Source organism: Variovorax sp. YR750 (genome assembly GCF_900109805.1).
GTDB lineage: Bacteria > Pseudomonadota > Gammaproteobacteria > Burkholderiales > Burkholderiaceae_C > Variovorax > Variovorax gossypii.
This window is the reverse complement of record NZ_FOBJ01000011.1, coordinates 205,557-220,514: the sequence shown is the minus strand read 5'-3', so window position 1 is coordinate 220,514 and position 14,958 is coordinate 205,557. Positions and strand designations below refer to the sequence as shown.

Annotated in this window: 8 protein-coding genes; 4 read left to right on the top strand and 4 right to left on the bottom strand. The window is 71.5% G+C overall.

Translation table 11 applies throughout. The annotated features are described in order from the left end of the window. Positions 1 to 11: 11 nt before the first annotated feature. Entirely contained in the window at positions 12 to 1,094 is a 1,083-nt protein-coding gene (locus tag BMY35_RS22830; protein WP_256229272.1) for a phosphate/phosphite/phosphonate ABC transporter substrate-binding protein, read from the bottom strand. Further along, a complete protein-coding gene (gene phnD / locus BMY35_RS22825; RefSeq protein ID WP_093204089.1) occupies positions 1,091 to 2,128 on the bottom strand; it encodes a phosphate/phosphite/phosphonate ABC transporter substrate-binding protein in 1,038 nt (345 codons plus the stop codon). The genes BMY35_RS22830 and phnD overlap by 4 nt, the downstream gene beginning before the upstream one ends. A 161-nt stretch (positions 2,129 to 2,289) precedes the next feature. Here phnD and BMY35_RS22820 point away from each other — a divergent pair, with 161 nt between their 5' ends. The 3 genes from BMY35_RS22820 to BMY35_RS22810 all read left to right on the top strand — a co-directional run bounded on the left by BMY35_RS22820 (position 2,290) and on the right by BMY35_RS22810 (position 7,515). Then, positions 2,290 to 4,179 carry an ATP-binding response regulator gene (locus BMY35_RS22820; RefSeq protein WP_093204087.1) on the top strand — a complete coding sequence of 630 codons (1,890 nt, stop codon included), beginning with the start codon at positions 2,290 to 2,292 and terminating at the stop codon, positions 4,177 to 4,179. A gap of 289 nt (positions 4,180 to 4,468) precedes the next feature. Then, complete coding sequence (locus BMY35_RS22815; protein WP_256229269.1) at positions 4,469 to 5,524, top strand: ABC transporter substrate binding protein; 1,056 nt, start codon at positions 4,469 to 4,471, stop codon at positions 5,522 to 5,524. Next, complete coding sequence (locus BMY35_RS22810) at positions 5,521 to 7,515, top strand: hybrid sensor histidine kinase/response regulator (RefSeq protein WP_093204082.1); 1,995 nt, start codon at positions 5,521 to 5,523, stop codon at positions 7,513 to 7,515. Before BMY35_RS22815 ends, BMY35_RS22810 begins: the two co-directional genes overlap by 4 nt. 326 nt (positions 7,516 to 7,841) lie before the next feature. Here BMY35_RS22810 and BMY35_RS22800 read toward each other — a convergent pair whose 3' ends face one another. After that, the gene (locus BMY35_RS22800) at positions 7,842 to 8,807 is read right to left on the bottom strand and encodes a GlxA family transcriptional regulator (RefSeq protein WP_093204079.1); all 966 of its coding nucleotides are present in this window, start codon (positions 8,805 to 8,807) and stop codon (positions 7,842 to 7,844) included. A 100-nt stretch (positions 8,808 to 8,907) separates the two neighbouring features. Here BMY35_RS22800 and BMY35_RS22795 point away from each other — a divergent pair, with 100 nt between their 5' ends. After that, positions 8,908 to 9,543 (top strand): cysteine hydrolase family protein, encoded by a 636-nt coding sequence (locus BMY35_RS22795; RefSeq protein ID WP_093204077.1) that lies wholly within the window; start codon positions 8,908 to 8,910, stop codon positions 9,541 to 9,543. Positions 9,544 to 9,555: 12 nt separating this feature from the next. Here the strand turns inward: BMY35_RS22795 and BMY35_RS22790 are convergent, their stop codons facing one another. Continuing rightward, positions 9,556 to 14,958: a two-partner secretion domain-containing protein gene (locus tag BMY35_RS22790; RefSeq protein ID WP_093204074.1), complete on the bottom strand. Its 5,403-nt coding sequence runs from the start codon at positions 14,956 to 14,958 to the stop codon at positions 9,556 to 9,558.

Below are 14,958 nucleotides of genomic sequence, written 5' to 3'. Positions count from 1 at the left end.
ACGGGACCGGCTCAGCGGGCGGCGGCGCGCAGCGTCTCGACCTGCTCCGCGTAGGTCTTCTCGATGCGCTGCAGGCGCTGCTCGCGCGCGGCCTCGTTGACCCACGATGCGGCCATGGCGCGCTGCCTGCCGAGCTGGTGCTCCAGCCGCGCCTGCGGCAGCAGCGCGCTGTCGTCGGCCGCGACGTAGCCGTAGGCCGCGCGCAGGCTCTTGAGCACTTCGCGCTCGGCGTCGCCGCGTGCGCCCTTGGCCCTGCCGTAGCCGGTCAGGAAGTTCTGCAGCCGCGCCTGGAACTCGGGCGGGAAGTCGCGCCGCACCACCATCGGTGCGCCGGGCGGCGGCTCCGACTCCCACACCACCTGCAGCCGCTCGGCCTCCACCGGGAACTGCTGGCGGAAGCGCTCGAAGTCGGTGGTGTTGTTGGTGGCCACGTCGGCGTCGCCGTTGGCCACGGCCAGCGCGGTGGCCTGGTGGGTGCCCACGATCTCGCTGCGGAAGCGCGTCTCCATCTCGATGTTGTGCGGCAGGAAGAGCTGGCTCTGCGGCACGATGAAGCCGGTGACGGAGCGGCTGTCGCCACGCGCGAGCCGCCACTTCTCGGGCTGGGCGAGCAGGCCCTCGAGCGTGTTGAGCGGCCCGGCCTTGCGCACCAGCAGCACGGCGCGGTGCTCGGGCACGCTGGGGTGGCGCGCGATCTGCGCCAGCACCTTCATGCGCCGCTGCATCACGGCGTCGAGCGCCATCTTGGCCGAGAGAAAGGCCATGTCGATCTCGTCGCGGCCGATGGCGCGGTCGAGTTCCTCGTAGGTCGGCACCGAATACATGCTGACCGGCATGCCGAGGGCACGGCCCATGTCGGTCATGAGCGGGGTCCACAGCGCGCGCGACTCGACCGTGCCGCCCAGCGGCAGCACGCCGAAGCGGATCATCCGCACGGCGGGCGGCGGCGCGGCCTTCTCGCCCGGCGCGGCGGCGGCGCCGTGCTGCACCTGCGCCATGGCCGGCAGACCGGCGAAGGCGGCAAGGACGACAAGCGAGGCGAACACCCCGGCGGCCGCGCGCCGCAGCTTCCCGAGCGGCGTCGTCGAGGTCACGGCGACACGTCCTTCAGCACCGCGACCTGGTCCGCGTAGTTGCTCTCGATGCGCTGCAGGCGGGCCTCGCGGGCGGCGTCGTTCACCCATTGCGCGGTCATGGCGTTCTGCTTCGCGAGCTGGTAGGCCAGCTTGGCCGCCGGCTGCAGCGAACTGTTGTCGGCGGCCACGAAGCCGGCCAGGTCGTGCAGCGACTTCAGCACCAGGCGCTCGGCGTCGCCGCGTGGTCCCTTGGCGCGGCCGTAGCCGACCAGGAAAGCCTGCACGCGCTTGCGCAGTTCGGGCGAGTATTCGCGTCGCACCACGATCTGCGCGTGCGGTATCAGGTCCGACTCCCACAGCACCTGCAGCCGCTCGGTCTCGGCCGGAAAGCGCGTCTTGAAGCGTTCGAAGTCGGCTGTGTTGTTGGTGGCCACGTCGGCCTCGTTGTTGGCCACGGCCAGTGCGTTGGCCTGGTGGGTGCCCACGATCTCGCTGCGGAAGCGCGTCTCCATCGCGATGTGGTTCGGCAGGAAGAGCTGCAGCTGCGGCACGATGAAGCCCGACACCGACTGCTTCTCGCCGCGCGCCAGCCGCCAGCGATCGGGCTGGTCGAGCAGGTTCTTCAGCGAGTTGAAGGGCGGCGCCTTGCGCGCGAGCAGCAGCGCGCGATAGCCCGGCAGGCCGTCGTGCCGCACCACCTGCGCCACCACCTTCATGCGGCGCTGGGTGACGGCGTCGAGCGCCATCTTTCCGGACAGGAAGGCCATGTCGACTTCGTCGCGCTGGATGGCCTGCTCCAGCGCCTCGTACGAGTTGACCGAGAGCACGCTCACCGGGCGGTTGATGGCGCGGCTGAGCTCGGCCAGCAGCGGGTCCCAGTCGCTGCGCGACTCGAAGGCACCGCCGAGCGGCAGGATGCCGAAGCGCACCGGGCCGTCCAGCGGGCTCACCTGGGCAGGGGTCGCGAGCGGCAATCCGGCCAGCAAGGCGAGCGTCGCCGCACGGAAGAAAGCGGCTGAGAACTCGGCGAATCGGCGCATGGAAGCCTGCATTTCTGGAGCGAAAGACATAGGGCCGGCGCGCATCGGCGGTCTAACATGGGCAGCGCGGACGTCATTAAATATCAATTACAAGCATTTTTTGTGATGTTTTTCCTAGCTTTCCCGCCCTGGAGCGCCCTCATAAGCTCGGCGCCCATGAGTCCGTTGCCCTCATGAACTGGAATTTCCGTGTCATCCGCGGCCTGGCCCGCCTGACCTTCGCCCAGCAGCTGATCCTGCTGGCGATGGTGCCGGCGGCCCTGGCCACGCTGGCGGCGATCGCCGTGCTGACGCGGCAGCATCTGGGCAACCTCACCGAGCTGATGCGGGCCAATGCGCAGACGGTGGCGCTGCAGGTGGCCACCGTGGCGCAGGCGCCGCTGGCGCGCATGGACCGCCGCGCGCTGGCGCGTACCGCCCAGTCGGGCACCTACCAGCCCAACGTGCAGCAGGTGCAGATCTGGACGGAAGACGGCGAGATCGTCGCCAACTCCGAGACCCTCGACCGCGCCCGCGGCGAGGGCCTGCAGGTGGTGGTGCCCATCGTGGGCGACGACGGCCGCCACAACGGCAAGGTGATGGTCGAGATGAGCCTGGCCGCCGTGCAGAACGCGCGGCGCTCGGTGTGGTTCAACGTGGGGCTGGTGCTGGCGATCAGCCTGGTGGGCGTGGGCCTGGCCGGCTGGTGGGCGGCGCGCCGCATCAGCGAGCCGATCCGCGCGCTGGGCAAGGCGGTCGACCGCCTGGGCGCGGGCGAGGACGCGAGCGTGTCCATCGAGGGCACGGCGGAGGTGCGGCACCTGCAGCACGGCTTCAACCAGGCCGCGCGCGCCCTCGCCGAGAGCCACCGGCTGCTGCAGAGCCGCATCAACGAAGCCACCGCCGAGCTGGCCCGCAAGAACCAGCAGCTGGAGGTGGCCAGCCAGGCCAAGACCCGCCTTCTGGCCGCCGCCAGCCACGACCTGCGCCAGCCGCTGCACGCGCTCACGCTGTTCTCCGACGGCCTGGCCAACGGCGAGAGCGACCCGGTGAAGCTGCAGCGCATCGGCCACATCCGCGAATGCGTGGATTCGCTCGACCGGCTGTTCTCCGAACTCCTGAACCTGTCGCAGCTCGACGCGGGCGTGCTGCAGCCGCAGTGGATCGACTTCCCGCTCGACCGGCTGTTCGAGGAGATCAGCCGCAACTTCCGACCGGTGGCCGAGCAGCAGGGCCTGCGGCTGGTGGTGCGCAAGACCGACGTGTGGGTTCGCTGCGACTACGTGATGCTCTCGCGCATCCTGAACAACCTGGTGTCGAACTCGCTGCGCCACACCATCGAGGGCGGCGTGCTGATCGGCGCGCGGCGGCGCGGCCGGGGCGTGCGCATCGACGTGGTCGACACCGGCGTTGGCATCGCCGCGCATCACCAGGCCCGGGTGTTCGAGGAGTTCTACCAGGTGGAGCCCGCGAGCCGGCAGGCATCGCGCGGCGCGCGCGGCATGGGCCTGGGCCTGGCCACGGTGCAGCGGCTGGCCGAGCTGCTCAACACGCGCGTGGAACTGAGCTCGAAGCTGAACAAGGGCACCTGCGTACGGGTGCTGGTGCGTTCGGCGCCGGCCGCGCTGCCCGCTCCCGTGGCGCCGGCGGCCATGGCCGCCATCGACGAGGAGGAAGGCCTGGCCAACGTGCGCATCCTCGTGATCGACGACGAGCGCACCATCCTCGAGGGCCTGACGGTGGTGCTCACCAACTGGGGCGCCGAGGTGCTGCCCGCGCAGACCCGCGCCGAAGCGCTGGCCATGGCCGACAGCTGGGAGCGCCCGCCCGACGTGGTCATCAGCGACCTGCTGCTGCAGGGCGGCGACAACGGCCTGGACGTGATCGCCGCGCTGGAGCGCCATCCGCGCGGCATCGGCGCGGGCACTGCCCGCCTGCTCGTGACCGGCGAGACCAAGCCCGACCGCCTGCGCGAAGTGGCCAGCGCCGGCATCACGGTGCTCTACAAGCCGGTGTCGCCGCGCGTGCTGCGCCAGGCGATACAGGCGCAGCGCGCGGCGGCCGCACAGATGACGGGTGCGTAGAACACAGGAGTCTGTCCGTGCGTGAAACGCCGCGGAACCGGCTTTGCCGGGCCGCAGGTGTTGCCCCCGGAAGGGGGAAGGCGTGCGCGACACGAAGTGCGCGAAGCCTGGGGGAGAGCCGGATATTCCATCGGACATAGGCCGAGCGGCCATTCCCCTCGTGGAATCCGTCACGCGGGCAGGCCACTGCCGACGCTGACATAAGCCCTCCGCCTTATCGCGCTAAGAAGGGGTCGTCCTTACATTGGATCATCGCCCCTCGCTGCGGAAGCAGTCCATGTTTGTTGCCGTGAATCCCGTCCTCCCACCCTTCTTTCGAAGGCTGCGGCGCGCCGCCCGCACCGTGCTGGCCGCAAGCCTTGCATGCGCCGCGGGCGCGGCTTTCGCGGCGGTCAACCTCACGGTGCTGATGGGCGACGACATGGCGGCTTCCTCCGAGTTCGTGCAGCGGCTGCGCGCGGACCAGGAACCCGGCGGCAAGTTCGAGCTGGTTCGCCTCGGGCCCGGCGGCACCGAGACTCAACCGGCGGCGGAGCAGGCCGCGGACGCCGAACGCGCCGCGAACGCAGGCGTGCGCACGCGCAGCCTGCGCGGAGCTTCATCTTCGTCTTCTTCCTCCGACGTGCCGCTCACCATGGCCGTCGGCCCCGCCGCCGCGCGCGCCGCCGTCGAGCGGCCGGGACAGGAGCCGCTGGTGCTCGCGATGCTCAGCCGGCTCGAATACGAGACCCTGAAGGCGACCAGCCCGGCGCTCAAGCGCGCCGACCGCCGCGTGGGCGTGCTGCTGCGCGACCCGGCCATGACCGACCAGCTCGCGCTGGTCAACGCGGTGCTGCCGCAGAAGCACCGCCTGGGCGTGGTCGCCACGCCCGAGTCGGAACCGCTGGTGCGCGAGCTGCAGCGCGCGGCGCAGGGCGCGAACCCGGCCTGGGACCTGCGCGTGGAATACGCGCCCGACGCCCGGTCGATCGCCTCCGCTCTGCGACTGGTGGTGCCGAACAGCGACGCGCTGCTGGTGCTGCCCGACCTGATCGGCGACAACCAGGCGGCTACGCTCTCGGTGCTGCGCGCCGCCGCCGGCGCCGGCCTGCCGGTGTTCGGCGCCAGCGAGGGGCTGGTGCGCTCGGGCGGACTGGCGGCGGCGGTCTCGACGCCGTCGCAGCTGGCCCAGCAGGCCCGGCAGCTCGGCCAGAAGGTCGCGAGCGCCGGCAACAGCAGCAATGCACCGCTGGTGGAAGCCGCGACGCCCGCCACCGTGCGCGTCAACGCCACCGTGGCACGCGGACTCGGCCTGCGTCTGCCGGAGGAACGGGAACTGACCGACCGGCTCGCGGCCCCGCGATGAGCAGCGCAGCACCTCCCCACGAACGGGCGGCGCCCACGACAACGGAGGGCGCGGGCGCGGCACTGCCGCCGCCGTCGCCCCCACCGCCTCCCCCGCCTCCATCGGCCCACACGCTGGTGGTGCGCGGCAACCTGCAGCGCGACCTGTTCCGCCTCGGCGTGGTGCCGTGCGCAGCGGTGGCGCTGGCGCTCACGGGCTGGTTCACGCACAACCGGCTGCAGACACTGGAGGCCGCCTTCGACGCCGAGGGCCAGGCCGTGGCGCGGCAGGTGGCCGCCATGTCCGACCTGAGCCTCTACGCGGGCGACGTGCCCGCGCTGCAGAACGTGGCCAATGCGGCTCTGCGCGGCGGGCAGGTGACGCGGGTGGAGATCAGCAACAGCGCGGGCGTGTACGTCACGGCCGGGCCCAAGACCGCCTCGCTCGCGCAGCTGCGCATGTTCACCTCGCCGGTCACGCTGCGCGAGGCATCGCGCGCCAGCGCCTTCGCGCCCGCGGGCTCCACGGCGGCGGGCGACACGCCCATCGGCCTGGTGCAGACCTTTCGCGACACCACCGCCTACACGCGCGAGCGCAGCCGCTCGCTCATCGCGGGCATCGGCATCGCGCTGGTCGCGCTGATCGCGGCCTGGGCCTCGGTGCGGCACATGGCGCGCACGGTGGCGCGGCCGCTTCGGCGCGTGTCGCGCACGGTCGCGGCGCTGGAGGCCGGGCATTTCGAGGTGCGCTGCGACGTGGTGGAAGGCGGCACGCGCGGCACGCACGAGCTCGCAGTGCTCGCGCACGACATCGACCGCCTCGCCGAGCGGCTGCAGCGCAACCGCCAGATCAGCGAGGAGCGCGTGCGCGAGGCCACCGCCGTCGCGCTGCAGCGCATGGCCGAGGCGGAGCAGGCGGCGCTTTCCCGCGCGCGCTTCCTCGCGGCCGCGAGCCACGACCTGCGCCAGCCGCTGCACGCCATGGGTCTGTTCATCGACGGACTGCTGCCCGGCGCTTCGCCCGCGCAGCGTCCGGCGGTGCTGCGGCTGCAGGAAAGCACCGAGTTCATGGGCGTGCTGCTCGACGACCTGCTCGAGATCTCGCGGCTCGACGCGCAGGTGCTGACGCCGGCCATCGCCAAGGTGCCGCTCGCGGAGCTGTTCGACCAGCTCGACGCGCAGCACGCCGCCGCGGCCGTCGAGGCCCGCGTGCGGCTGCGCTGGAGCGACCGCGGGCTGGCGGTGCGCAGCGACGCGGCGATGCTGCGGCGCATCGTCGGCAACCTGGTGACCAACGCGCTGCGCCACGCGCCCGAGGGCGGCACCGTGCTGGTGGCGGCCCGGCGCAGCGCATCGGGCGTGCGCATCGAGGTGCGCGACAACGGCGTGGGCATCGCGCCCATCCACCAGGGCCGCATCTTCGAGGAGTTCTACCAGGTGGCGAACACCGAGCGCGACCGGCGCCGCGGCTTCGGGCTGGGGCTGGCCATCTGCGCGCGCATCGCCACGCTGCTGGGCACGCGCATCACGGTGCGCTCGGCGCTTCAGGCGGGCAGCACCTTCGCCTTCACGCTGCCCGCGGCTCGGCTGGCCGACGTGACGCCGCCCCAGCCGCCTGCACTGGCCCCGGCGCCGCTGGCTGGACTGCGCTGCCTGGTGGTGGACGACGACCCCGCCATTCTCGACGGCAGCCGCGCGCTGCTGGAGCAGTGGGGCTGCCAGGTCGAATGCGTGAGCACCGGCGCCGAGGCCATCGCGCGACTGGGCACCGGCGACATCCACTACGACGCGGTGCTGTGCGACCTGCAGCTCGCGGGCGACGGCGACGGCGTGGACGTGATCGACGCCGCCAAGCGGCTGCAGCCCGAGGCACTGGCGGTGCTGGTGTCGGGCGCCACAGGGCCCGAGGTGCTGCAACGGCTGCGTCATGGCGGCGTGATGCTGCTGACCAAGCCGGTCGCGCCGGCCAAGCTGCGCGCGCTGCTCACCACGCGGCGGCAAATCATGGTCTGACCCCCAGGCTTCGCGCACTTCGTGTCGCTTCGCCACCCCCTTCCAGGGGGCGATACCTGCGGCCCGGCAAAGCCGGTTCCGCGAGGGCTTGAACTCACCCCCAGGCTTCGCGCACTTCGTGTCGCTTCGCCATCCCCCTTCCAGGGGGCGATACCTGCGGCCCGGCAAAGCCGGTTCCGCGAAAGCTTGAACTCACCCCCAGGCTTCGCGCACTTCGTGTCGCTTCGCCACCCCCCTTCCAGGGGGCGATACCTGCGGCCCGGCAAAGCCGGTTCCGCGGTATCCCTGGCATTCAGGGTTTCCTGATGCGAAGCACGCCCTCTTCCTCATGCCCGCGAGAACTGCTGGCGGTATGCCGTGGGCGACAGCTTGAAGGCCGAGACGAAGTGCTTGCGCAGCGACACCGCCGAGCCGAAGCCGGCGCCGGTGGCCACGCGCTCCACCGGGTGGTCGGTGGTTTCCAGCAGCCGCTGCGCGAGCGCGAGGCGCTGGTTCTGCATCCACTGGCCGACGGTGGTGCCGGTGGATTCGCGGAAGCGCCGCGTGAAATTGCGCCGGCTCATGAGCGCGCGCCGCGCGAGGTCGTCGAGCTCGTGCGGCGTGTCGAGATGCCGGCCCAGCCATTCGAGCAGCGGCGCGAGGCGGTCGCGCTCGGCGGCGGCGGGCACGGGCTGCTCGATGTACTGCGCCTGGCCGCCCTGCCGGTGCGGCGCCACCACCATGCGCCGCGCGGCGCGGTTGGCCGTCTCCGCGCCATGGCGCACGCGCAGCAGGTGCAGGCAGCAGTCGATGCCCGCGGCCGTGCCGGCGGAGGTGAGCACGCTGCCGTCGTCCACGTAGAGCACCTCGGGCTGCAGCTTCACCTTCGGATACTGCTTCGCGAAGATCGGCGCCAGCTTCCAGTGCGTGGTGGCGGGCCGGCCGTCGAGCAGGCCCGCCTCGGCCAGCACGAATGCGCCGAGGCAGAGCCCCATCACGACGGCGCCGCGCCGGTGGGCGGCCTGCAGCGCGCGGATCAGCTCGGGCGGCGCCGCCGAGCAGTCGTCGCGCCATGAAGGCACGACCACGATCTGCGCGCGGCGGATGGCCTCGAGCCCGTGCGGGACGACGAGCGCGAAGCCGGCGTTGGTGCGCAGCTCCCCGGGCCGGGGTGCGCACACCTTCACGCGGAAGCGCGGCTCGCCGGTCTCGGTGCGGTCCTCGCCGAAGACCATGCAGGGCACGGACAGGTGGAAGGGGCTGATGCCGTCGAAGGCGACGACGGCGACGGTTTCGGCGGTTGGCTGCGGCATGGCCCGATCTTATCGATGAATGGCTTTCGGGCCACTTTCTGGATGCGACGCCGGCGGGAAGAATCCAGTCATCCGAACCACACAAGAGAAGGAGCCCAACATGAGCAACACCACCACGCCGCGCCGCGCACTCGTCGTGATCGACGTGCAGAACGAATACTTCGAAGGCGGCGGCCTGCCGATCGAGTACCCGCCCATCCTGGACACGCTGCCGAACGTGACGAAGGCCATGGACGCAGCCCGCGCCGCCGGCACGCCCGTGGTGGTGGTGCGCCACCATGCGCCCAAGGGCGCGCCGGTGTTCCAGGCCGACACGCACAACGGCCAGCTGCACCCCGAGATCGCGAAGCGGCCGCACGACCACCTCGTCACCAAGAGCTTTCCGAGCGTGTTCACCGGCACCGACTTCGCCGACTGGATCGCGCGCAACCAGATCGACACGCTGAGCGTGGCCGGCTACATGACGCAGAACTGCGACGCCTCGACCGTGTTCGAGGCCATGCACCGGGGACTGAGCGTGGAGTTCCTGTCGGACGCCAGCGGCGCGCTGCCCTACGAGAACGCGGCGGGCAAGGTCACGGCGGAGGAGATCCACCGCGTCTTCAGCGTGGTGTTCCACAGCAACTTCGCGGCCGTGACCACGACGGATGCATGGATCTCGGCGATGCGCGAAGGCCAGGTCATCCCGAAGGACAACGTGGTGCTGTCCAACCGCCGCGCACGAGGCCTGGCGTAACCCGGTCGCCGGCTAGAAATCGGCGCAGCCGTTGCGCTTCTCGGTGTCGACGCAACTCGACAGGTTGGGCCGGGAGCGCACGCGCGACCATTCGCGCGCCAGCACGTCGCCGCCCTGCGTCGCGCGGTCGCCTTCCAGCGGCCCGGTGGCGAAGCAGATCGGCGGCGGGCCGATGTTGCGGTCGTACACCCAGGTGGCGGGCAGGTCGCGCAGCGTGTCGGGGCGCGGCAGGTCGGGCACGCCGCCCACGAAGAGGTTGCCCGGCACCACGTTGACCCTGTAGCCCTCTGCCGAGGTGAAGGCGCCGTTGATCGGGTACACGCCCGGCGGGCTGGCCTGCAGCGCGGGCGAGAACATGAAACCCGCGAAGCCCGCGCCCGTGTCGCCCAGGATCAGCCCGGTCACGAGGTAGCTGAAGAGCGGGTTCGGATAGCCGAAGGGCCTGGTCGCATTGCCGATGAGCACCGTGGCCACCGGCTGCTGCGCGTAGATGAAGTGATTGGCGCCCGCGGGGATGCTCACCGCGCACAGGCCCGAGTAGGCGCAGTGGTACAGGTTGGGATAGATGCCCGACCCCGCGAGCCCGCCGCGCGTCTCGCCCACCCAGGTGTCGGCCCACACGCGCCACGGTGCGCCGGTGATGCTGTAGCCGCCGGTGTTCTGGAAGCGCGAACCCGCCACCAGGTCGGCTCCGCTGGTGCTGCTCACGTTGGTGCCCAGCAGCAAGTCGCCGCTCAGGGTGCGCACGAACACGGTGTCGGCCGCCATCGAGCCGGCCGACACGACCTGCGGCGCATTGCCCGCCGCGTCGTAGCCGGTGACGCTCACCGAACCGAGCTTGACGGTGTCGATGTCCACGTACCTGAATGCGCCGGCCGCGCCGCCGCCCAAGGTGTCGGCACTGACGTTGTTCGCCGCCTGGTCCAGCAGCACGCTGCCGCCGGTGGAGCGCGCCAGCAGCGTGCCGGCGGTGATCGGCGCGGCTGCCGTCTGCGTGATGTTGCCGCCGGAGATCAGCCCCACGGTCGAAGCCGTGAGCGCACCGCCGAGCTGGATGCCGCCGCCCCCACCGGTGTTCTGCAGGGTCAGCGCGCCGGGCACGGTGAGCGGGCCCACCACGTTGATGCTGCCGGCGTGCGCGTTGCTGCCGGCCACGATGGTGGGCGCGTCGAGCCGCGTGAACTCGTCGGCCGACACCGCGAAGCCGTTGGCCGCAGTGCCGCCGAGCGTGATGGTGTTGGCCGTGCGGTCCGCCGCGTTGCCGGCCGCGTCCACGCCGCCGGGGCGCAGGTTCAGCACGTTGCCGGCGCGCACGGTGCCGGTCAGCACCACCGCGTCGGTGCTGCCGTCGTTGCTCGCGCGCAGCACCACGTTGCGGTTGCCGTCGATGCGTCCGCCGGTGCCGAGGGTGATGCCCGTTCCGTTGGCCTGCGACTCGCCCGCCACGTCGATGTCGCCGACGCCCAGCGTGGTGACCAGCGCGTTGTTGGCGATCAGCACGCCGCCCGATGTGCCGCTCATGGCGCCCGGCGTCACGAGGCCACGGATGCCGATGTTGCCGTCGACGCTGCGCACCGTGACGTTGCTGAGGTCGACGGCCTGCACGGCCAGCGGCCCGGTGCTCGGGTCCGTCACGCCGCTGCCGATGCCCACGATGGAGATGTCGCCGCTGGTGGTGAGGATCTGGCTGGGCCCGGTGCCCGCGCCGATGCGCACGCCGGTGCCGCCGGGCGCCGTGCCCGAGATCGACACGTCGCCGGTGCTGCTCTGGATGGTCGCGCCGCTCAGCTGCACGGTGGCGGTGAAGCCCGAGAAGGTGGGCGTGCCGCGCTTGCCCGTGATCTGCACCGAGCCGCCGGGGCCTGCATCGCCCAGCGCGGTGGTCCGCGTATCGATCGTGGTGTTGGTAATGCCGATGGCCTGGTTGCCCGAGGGGCTGGTGTCGGCCGTCATCGTGACGTTGCCGCCGTTGGTGGCGATCTTCGCGCCGGTGAGGAAGATCGATCCGCCCTGCCCGCCCACGCCCGCGTTGAACACGACGTTGAGCGCACCCGAGTTCGACTGGATCGAGTTGTTGCTGAAGGCGTTGATGTTGTGCGCCGCGTCGAGCTCGAAGGTGAGTGGCGTGGAGCCCTTGCTGCGCACGATGGCCGCGTCGGCCGCGAAGGTGATGTTGCCGTCGAAGACGTTGCCGCCGGTGCCGGTGGTGATGGTGACGCTGGTGCCGCCGTCCAGCGCGTTGTTGATGTCGCCGTCCTGGATTGTCGAGTTCGCCAGCGGATCGAAGGGGTTGCCCGTGAGGCTGCCCGATGCGGTGCCGTGCGCGATGTTGACGTTGTAGGGGTCGATGGTCCACTTGCCCGCGGTGCCCACGGGCGCCGCGGCGTCCACGCGCAGGCCGGTCAGGTCGAAGTGCGCGGCCGAGGTCTCGATGTTGCCGCCGTTGCCTCCGCTCGCGCCGCCGCGCGCCGACAGGCTGCCATAGCCGCGCAGCGTGTCGCCCGCGATCACGTTGATCGTGCCGCCGTTGCCGGAGGCCGATTTCGCATCGGCGCGCAGGCTGGCCTGGTCGCTGATGGCGATGGTGTTGGTGGCGCGCACGTCGATGGTGCCGGACTGGCCCGCGCCGCCCGCGTCGACGGTGGTCACGTCGTCGAACGAATCGAGCACCAGCACGTTGCGCCCGGCGAGGCTGACGGTGCCGCCCGCGCCGGTGCTGCTCGACACATCGAGCACCGGCAGGAAGACGGTGCCCGAGGGCACGTCGCGCACGTTCACGCGCCCCACGCGCACGTCGCCGCCACGCCCGTCGATCGCGATGCGCCCGCCCTCGGCGCGCACGGTGCCGCCGGCCTCCATCGCGAGTGCCACCGCCGATGCGTCGTCGCCGATGGTCGCGGCGCCGCCGTCCACAGTGAAGCTCTTGCCGCCCGCCGTGCCCGAGATCGATATGTCGCGCCCCTTGCCGGCCGTGATGCTGCCGCCGAAGATGGTCACGCCGTTGCCGGCGGCGTAGGCCACGCCGGCGCCGCCGTTGGCGGCCGATGCCGAGGTAAGGAAGGCGCTGTTCGCCGTGAGGCCCTGCATGTCGCCGCCGGTGCCGTCGATGGCCACGCGCCCGCCGGAGTCGATGGTCACGCCGCGCATCGAGATGCCGCCGACGTTGCTCGTCGTCACGTCGGGGAAGGAGCTGTCGACGAAGTCCACCGTGCCGCCGTACACCGCCACGGGGTCGGTGGCGGTCCAGCTGCGCGAGCTGCCGGTGATGCTCACGTCGCCCGTGCCGGTGCGCAGCACCGTGCTGTTGCCCTCGGTGTTGTCGAGCAACACGCCACCCGCGCCGATGCCGCCCACGCCGGTGATGGCGATGTTGCCGCCACCGGTGGTCAGGCTGGTGCCCGAGACCTGCACGCCATCGGAGCTCACGTAGTAGCTCGGGTCGCCGGCCGAGGTGCTGGTGCCCTGCCCGCGCAGCGTGATGGAGCCGCTGCCGCCGCAGCTGCCGGAGGCCATCGCGCAAGTGTTCAGCGAGCTGTCGAACAGCGAGACGCCCGCGCGCCCGACATTCGGGCCGCCGTCGGTGGGCGCGATGCCGCCGACCGCGTAGCCGTTGGCCGCGTCGCCCTGGCCGTAGAAGCGGATGTTGCCGCCGTTGGTGGCGATGCTCGCGTTGTTGAGCTCGATCACGCCGCCGTCGGAGCCGCCGGTCGCGTTGGCGTCGAAGTCGACGTGCAGCGCGCCGCTTTCCGAGCGGATCGACGAGCCACTGGACATGCGGACGTCGCGCAGCGAATCGACCGTGAGGCGCGCGTCGCGCCCCTCGGTCTTGACGATGCTCGCGTTGTCCTGGAACACCACGTCGTTCGACTCGCCGTCGTTGGATCCGGTGCGCAGCTTCACGTCGGTGGCGCGGCCCAGCGCGCTGCCGATGGCGGTGGAGCTCACGCGCGTGTCGGCCGTGTTCAGGCCGTAGTTGTCCGGGTCGTAGACAGGCACCGTGTTGTCCACGTTGAGCGTGCCCTTCGAGTCGACCACCCAGGTGCCGTTGGCGCCGCTCGCGCCGCCCGCCGCGTCGATCTGCGCGAGCTCCGTCACCTCGACCTGCCGGGCCGCGGTGGTGATGGTGCCGCCCGCGCCGCTGCCCGCGCCGCGCGCCTGGATCTGGCCGGAGACGTGCGTGTAGTCGGCGCTCAGGCCCACCGTGCCGCCCTGCCCGTTCGCGCCGGTGGCGTTGCTGCGCAGCACCGAGTCGGGCGACATGCTCACTGCCGCGTTGCCCGTCACCTGGATGCTGCCGCCGTTGCTGCCGCTGGCGTCCGCCGTCAGCCCCGACAGGCGCACGTAGTCGGCGCTCGCGGTGATCGAGCCGCCGGCCACGCCGGCTTCGGAGCCGGTCGCATCGATGGTGCCGCCCAGCAGCATTTCGTTGGTGCGCGCGGCCGACTGGCCGCCGTCGAGCACGATCTCGCCGTTGCGCGTGGACAGCGAGCGCGCACGGATCACGCCGGTCTGGCTCACCACCAGCTGGCGTGCGTCCACGTCGGCAGCGGCGGCCATCAGCACCACGCGGCCGCCGTCGGCCGTGACCTTGCCGGTGCTCGTGTTCATGAGCTGCGCGGTGGTGGTCTTGTCGGTGGCCTGCAGGTCGGCGAGCTTGAAGGTGGTCTGCCCGTCCAGCGGCACCTTGAAGGTGGTGAGCCCGTCGCCGTCGAAGTCCAGGTTCATCGTGAGCTTGCTGGCCGACACCAGGCCCACCGAGCCGCGCGCGACGTTGATCTCGCCGTCGTTGCGCACCGAGCCGCCCACCAGCGCCACGGTGCCGCCCGGCGCGGCGGTGATCGACGCGCCCTGCTCCAGCCTCACCTGCGCCATGCTGTTGGCCGGCCCCACGAAGACCAACTGCTCGCTCTTGTCGAAAGCCTTGTTCTCCGAGCCCGCCGGCATGAAATTGCTGTTGGCGATGTCCAGCGTGGACGCCACCAGCCCGCCCACGTTGACCGACGCACCGTTGCCGAACACGATGCCGCTCGGGTTGATGAGGAACACGCTGCCGCCCGGCAGGTTGGGGTTGCCGATCAGCGATGTCCTCAGCGTGCCGTCGATGCGCGAGGCCTGGATGGTGCCCCCGTCGCCCACCACGCGGTTGAGCAGCACCGCGCGCGTGCTCGGCTGCGCGATGTTGACCGTGCCGCCCGCGCCGATGGAGAAGGTCTGCCAGCTGGCGATGCCGCGCATCATCGGCTGGGTGATGCTCATCACGCTGCCGCTCTGCGTCATGGTGACGCCGCCGGCAATGGAGTTGAAGCCCGTGGGCAGCACCTGCGCCATGGCGGGCGCGGCTCCTGCGCAGATCAGCGACAGCGCGAGCGGGCGCAGCTGCAGCCGCCGTTGTGTGATTCGGTTGCGTTGCTTCAT

Excerpts from the sequence above, each read along its gene's own strand:
- phnD (WP_093204089.1), bottom strand. The coding sequence starts at position 2,128 with ATGCAGGCTTCCATGCGCCGATTCGCCGAGTTCTCAGCCGCTTTCTTC.
- BMY35_RS22820 (WP_093204087.1), top strand. The coding sequence starts at position 2,290 with ATGAACTGGAATTTCCGTGTCATCCGCGGCCTGGCCCGCCTGACCTTC.
- BMY35_RS22810 (WP_093204082.1), top strand. The coding sequence starts at position 5,521 with ATGAGCAGCGCAGCACCTCCCCACGAACGGGCGGCGCCCACGACAACG.
- BMY35_RS22800 (WP_093204079.1), bottom strand. The coding sequence starts at position 8,807 with ATGCCGCAGCCAACCGCCGAAACCGTCGCCGTCGTCGCCTTCGACGGC.
- BMY35_RS22795 (WP_093204077.1), top strand. The coding sequence starts at position 8,908 with ATGAGCAACACCACCACGCCGCGCCGCGCACTCGTCGTGATCGACGTG.
- BMY35_RS22790 (WP_093204074.1), bottom strand. The coding sequence starts at position 14,958 with ATGAAGCAACGCAACCGAATCACACAACGGCGGCTGCAGCTGCGCCCG.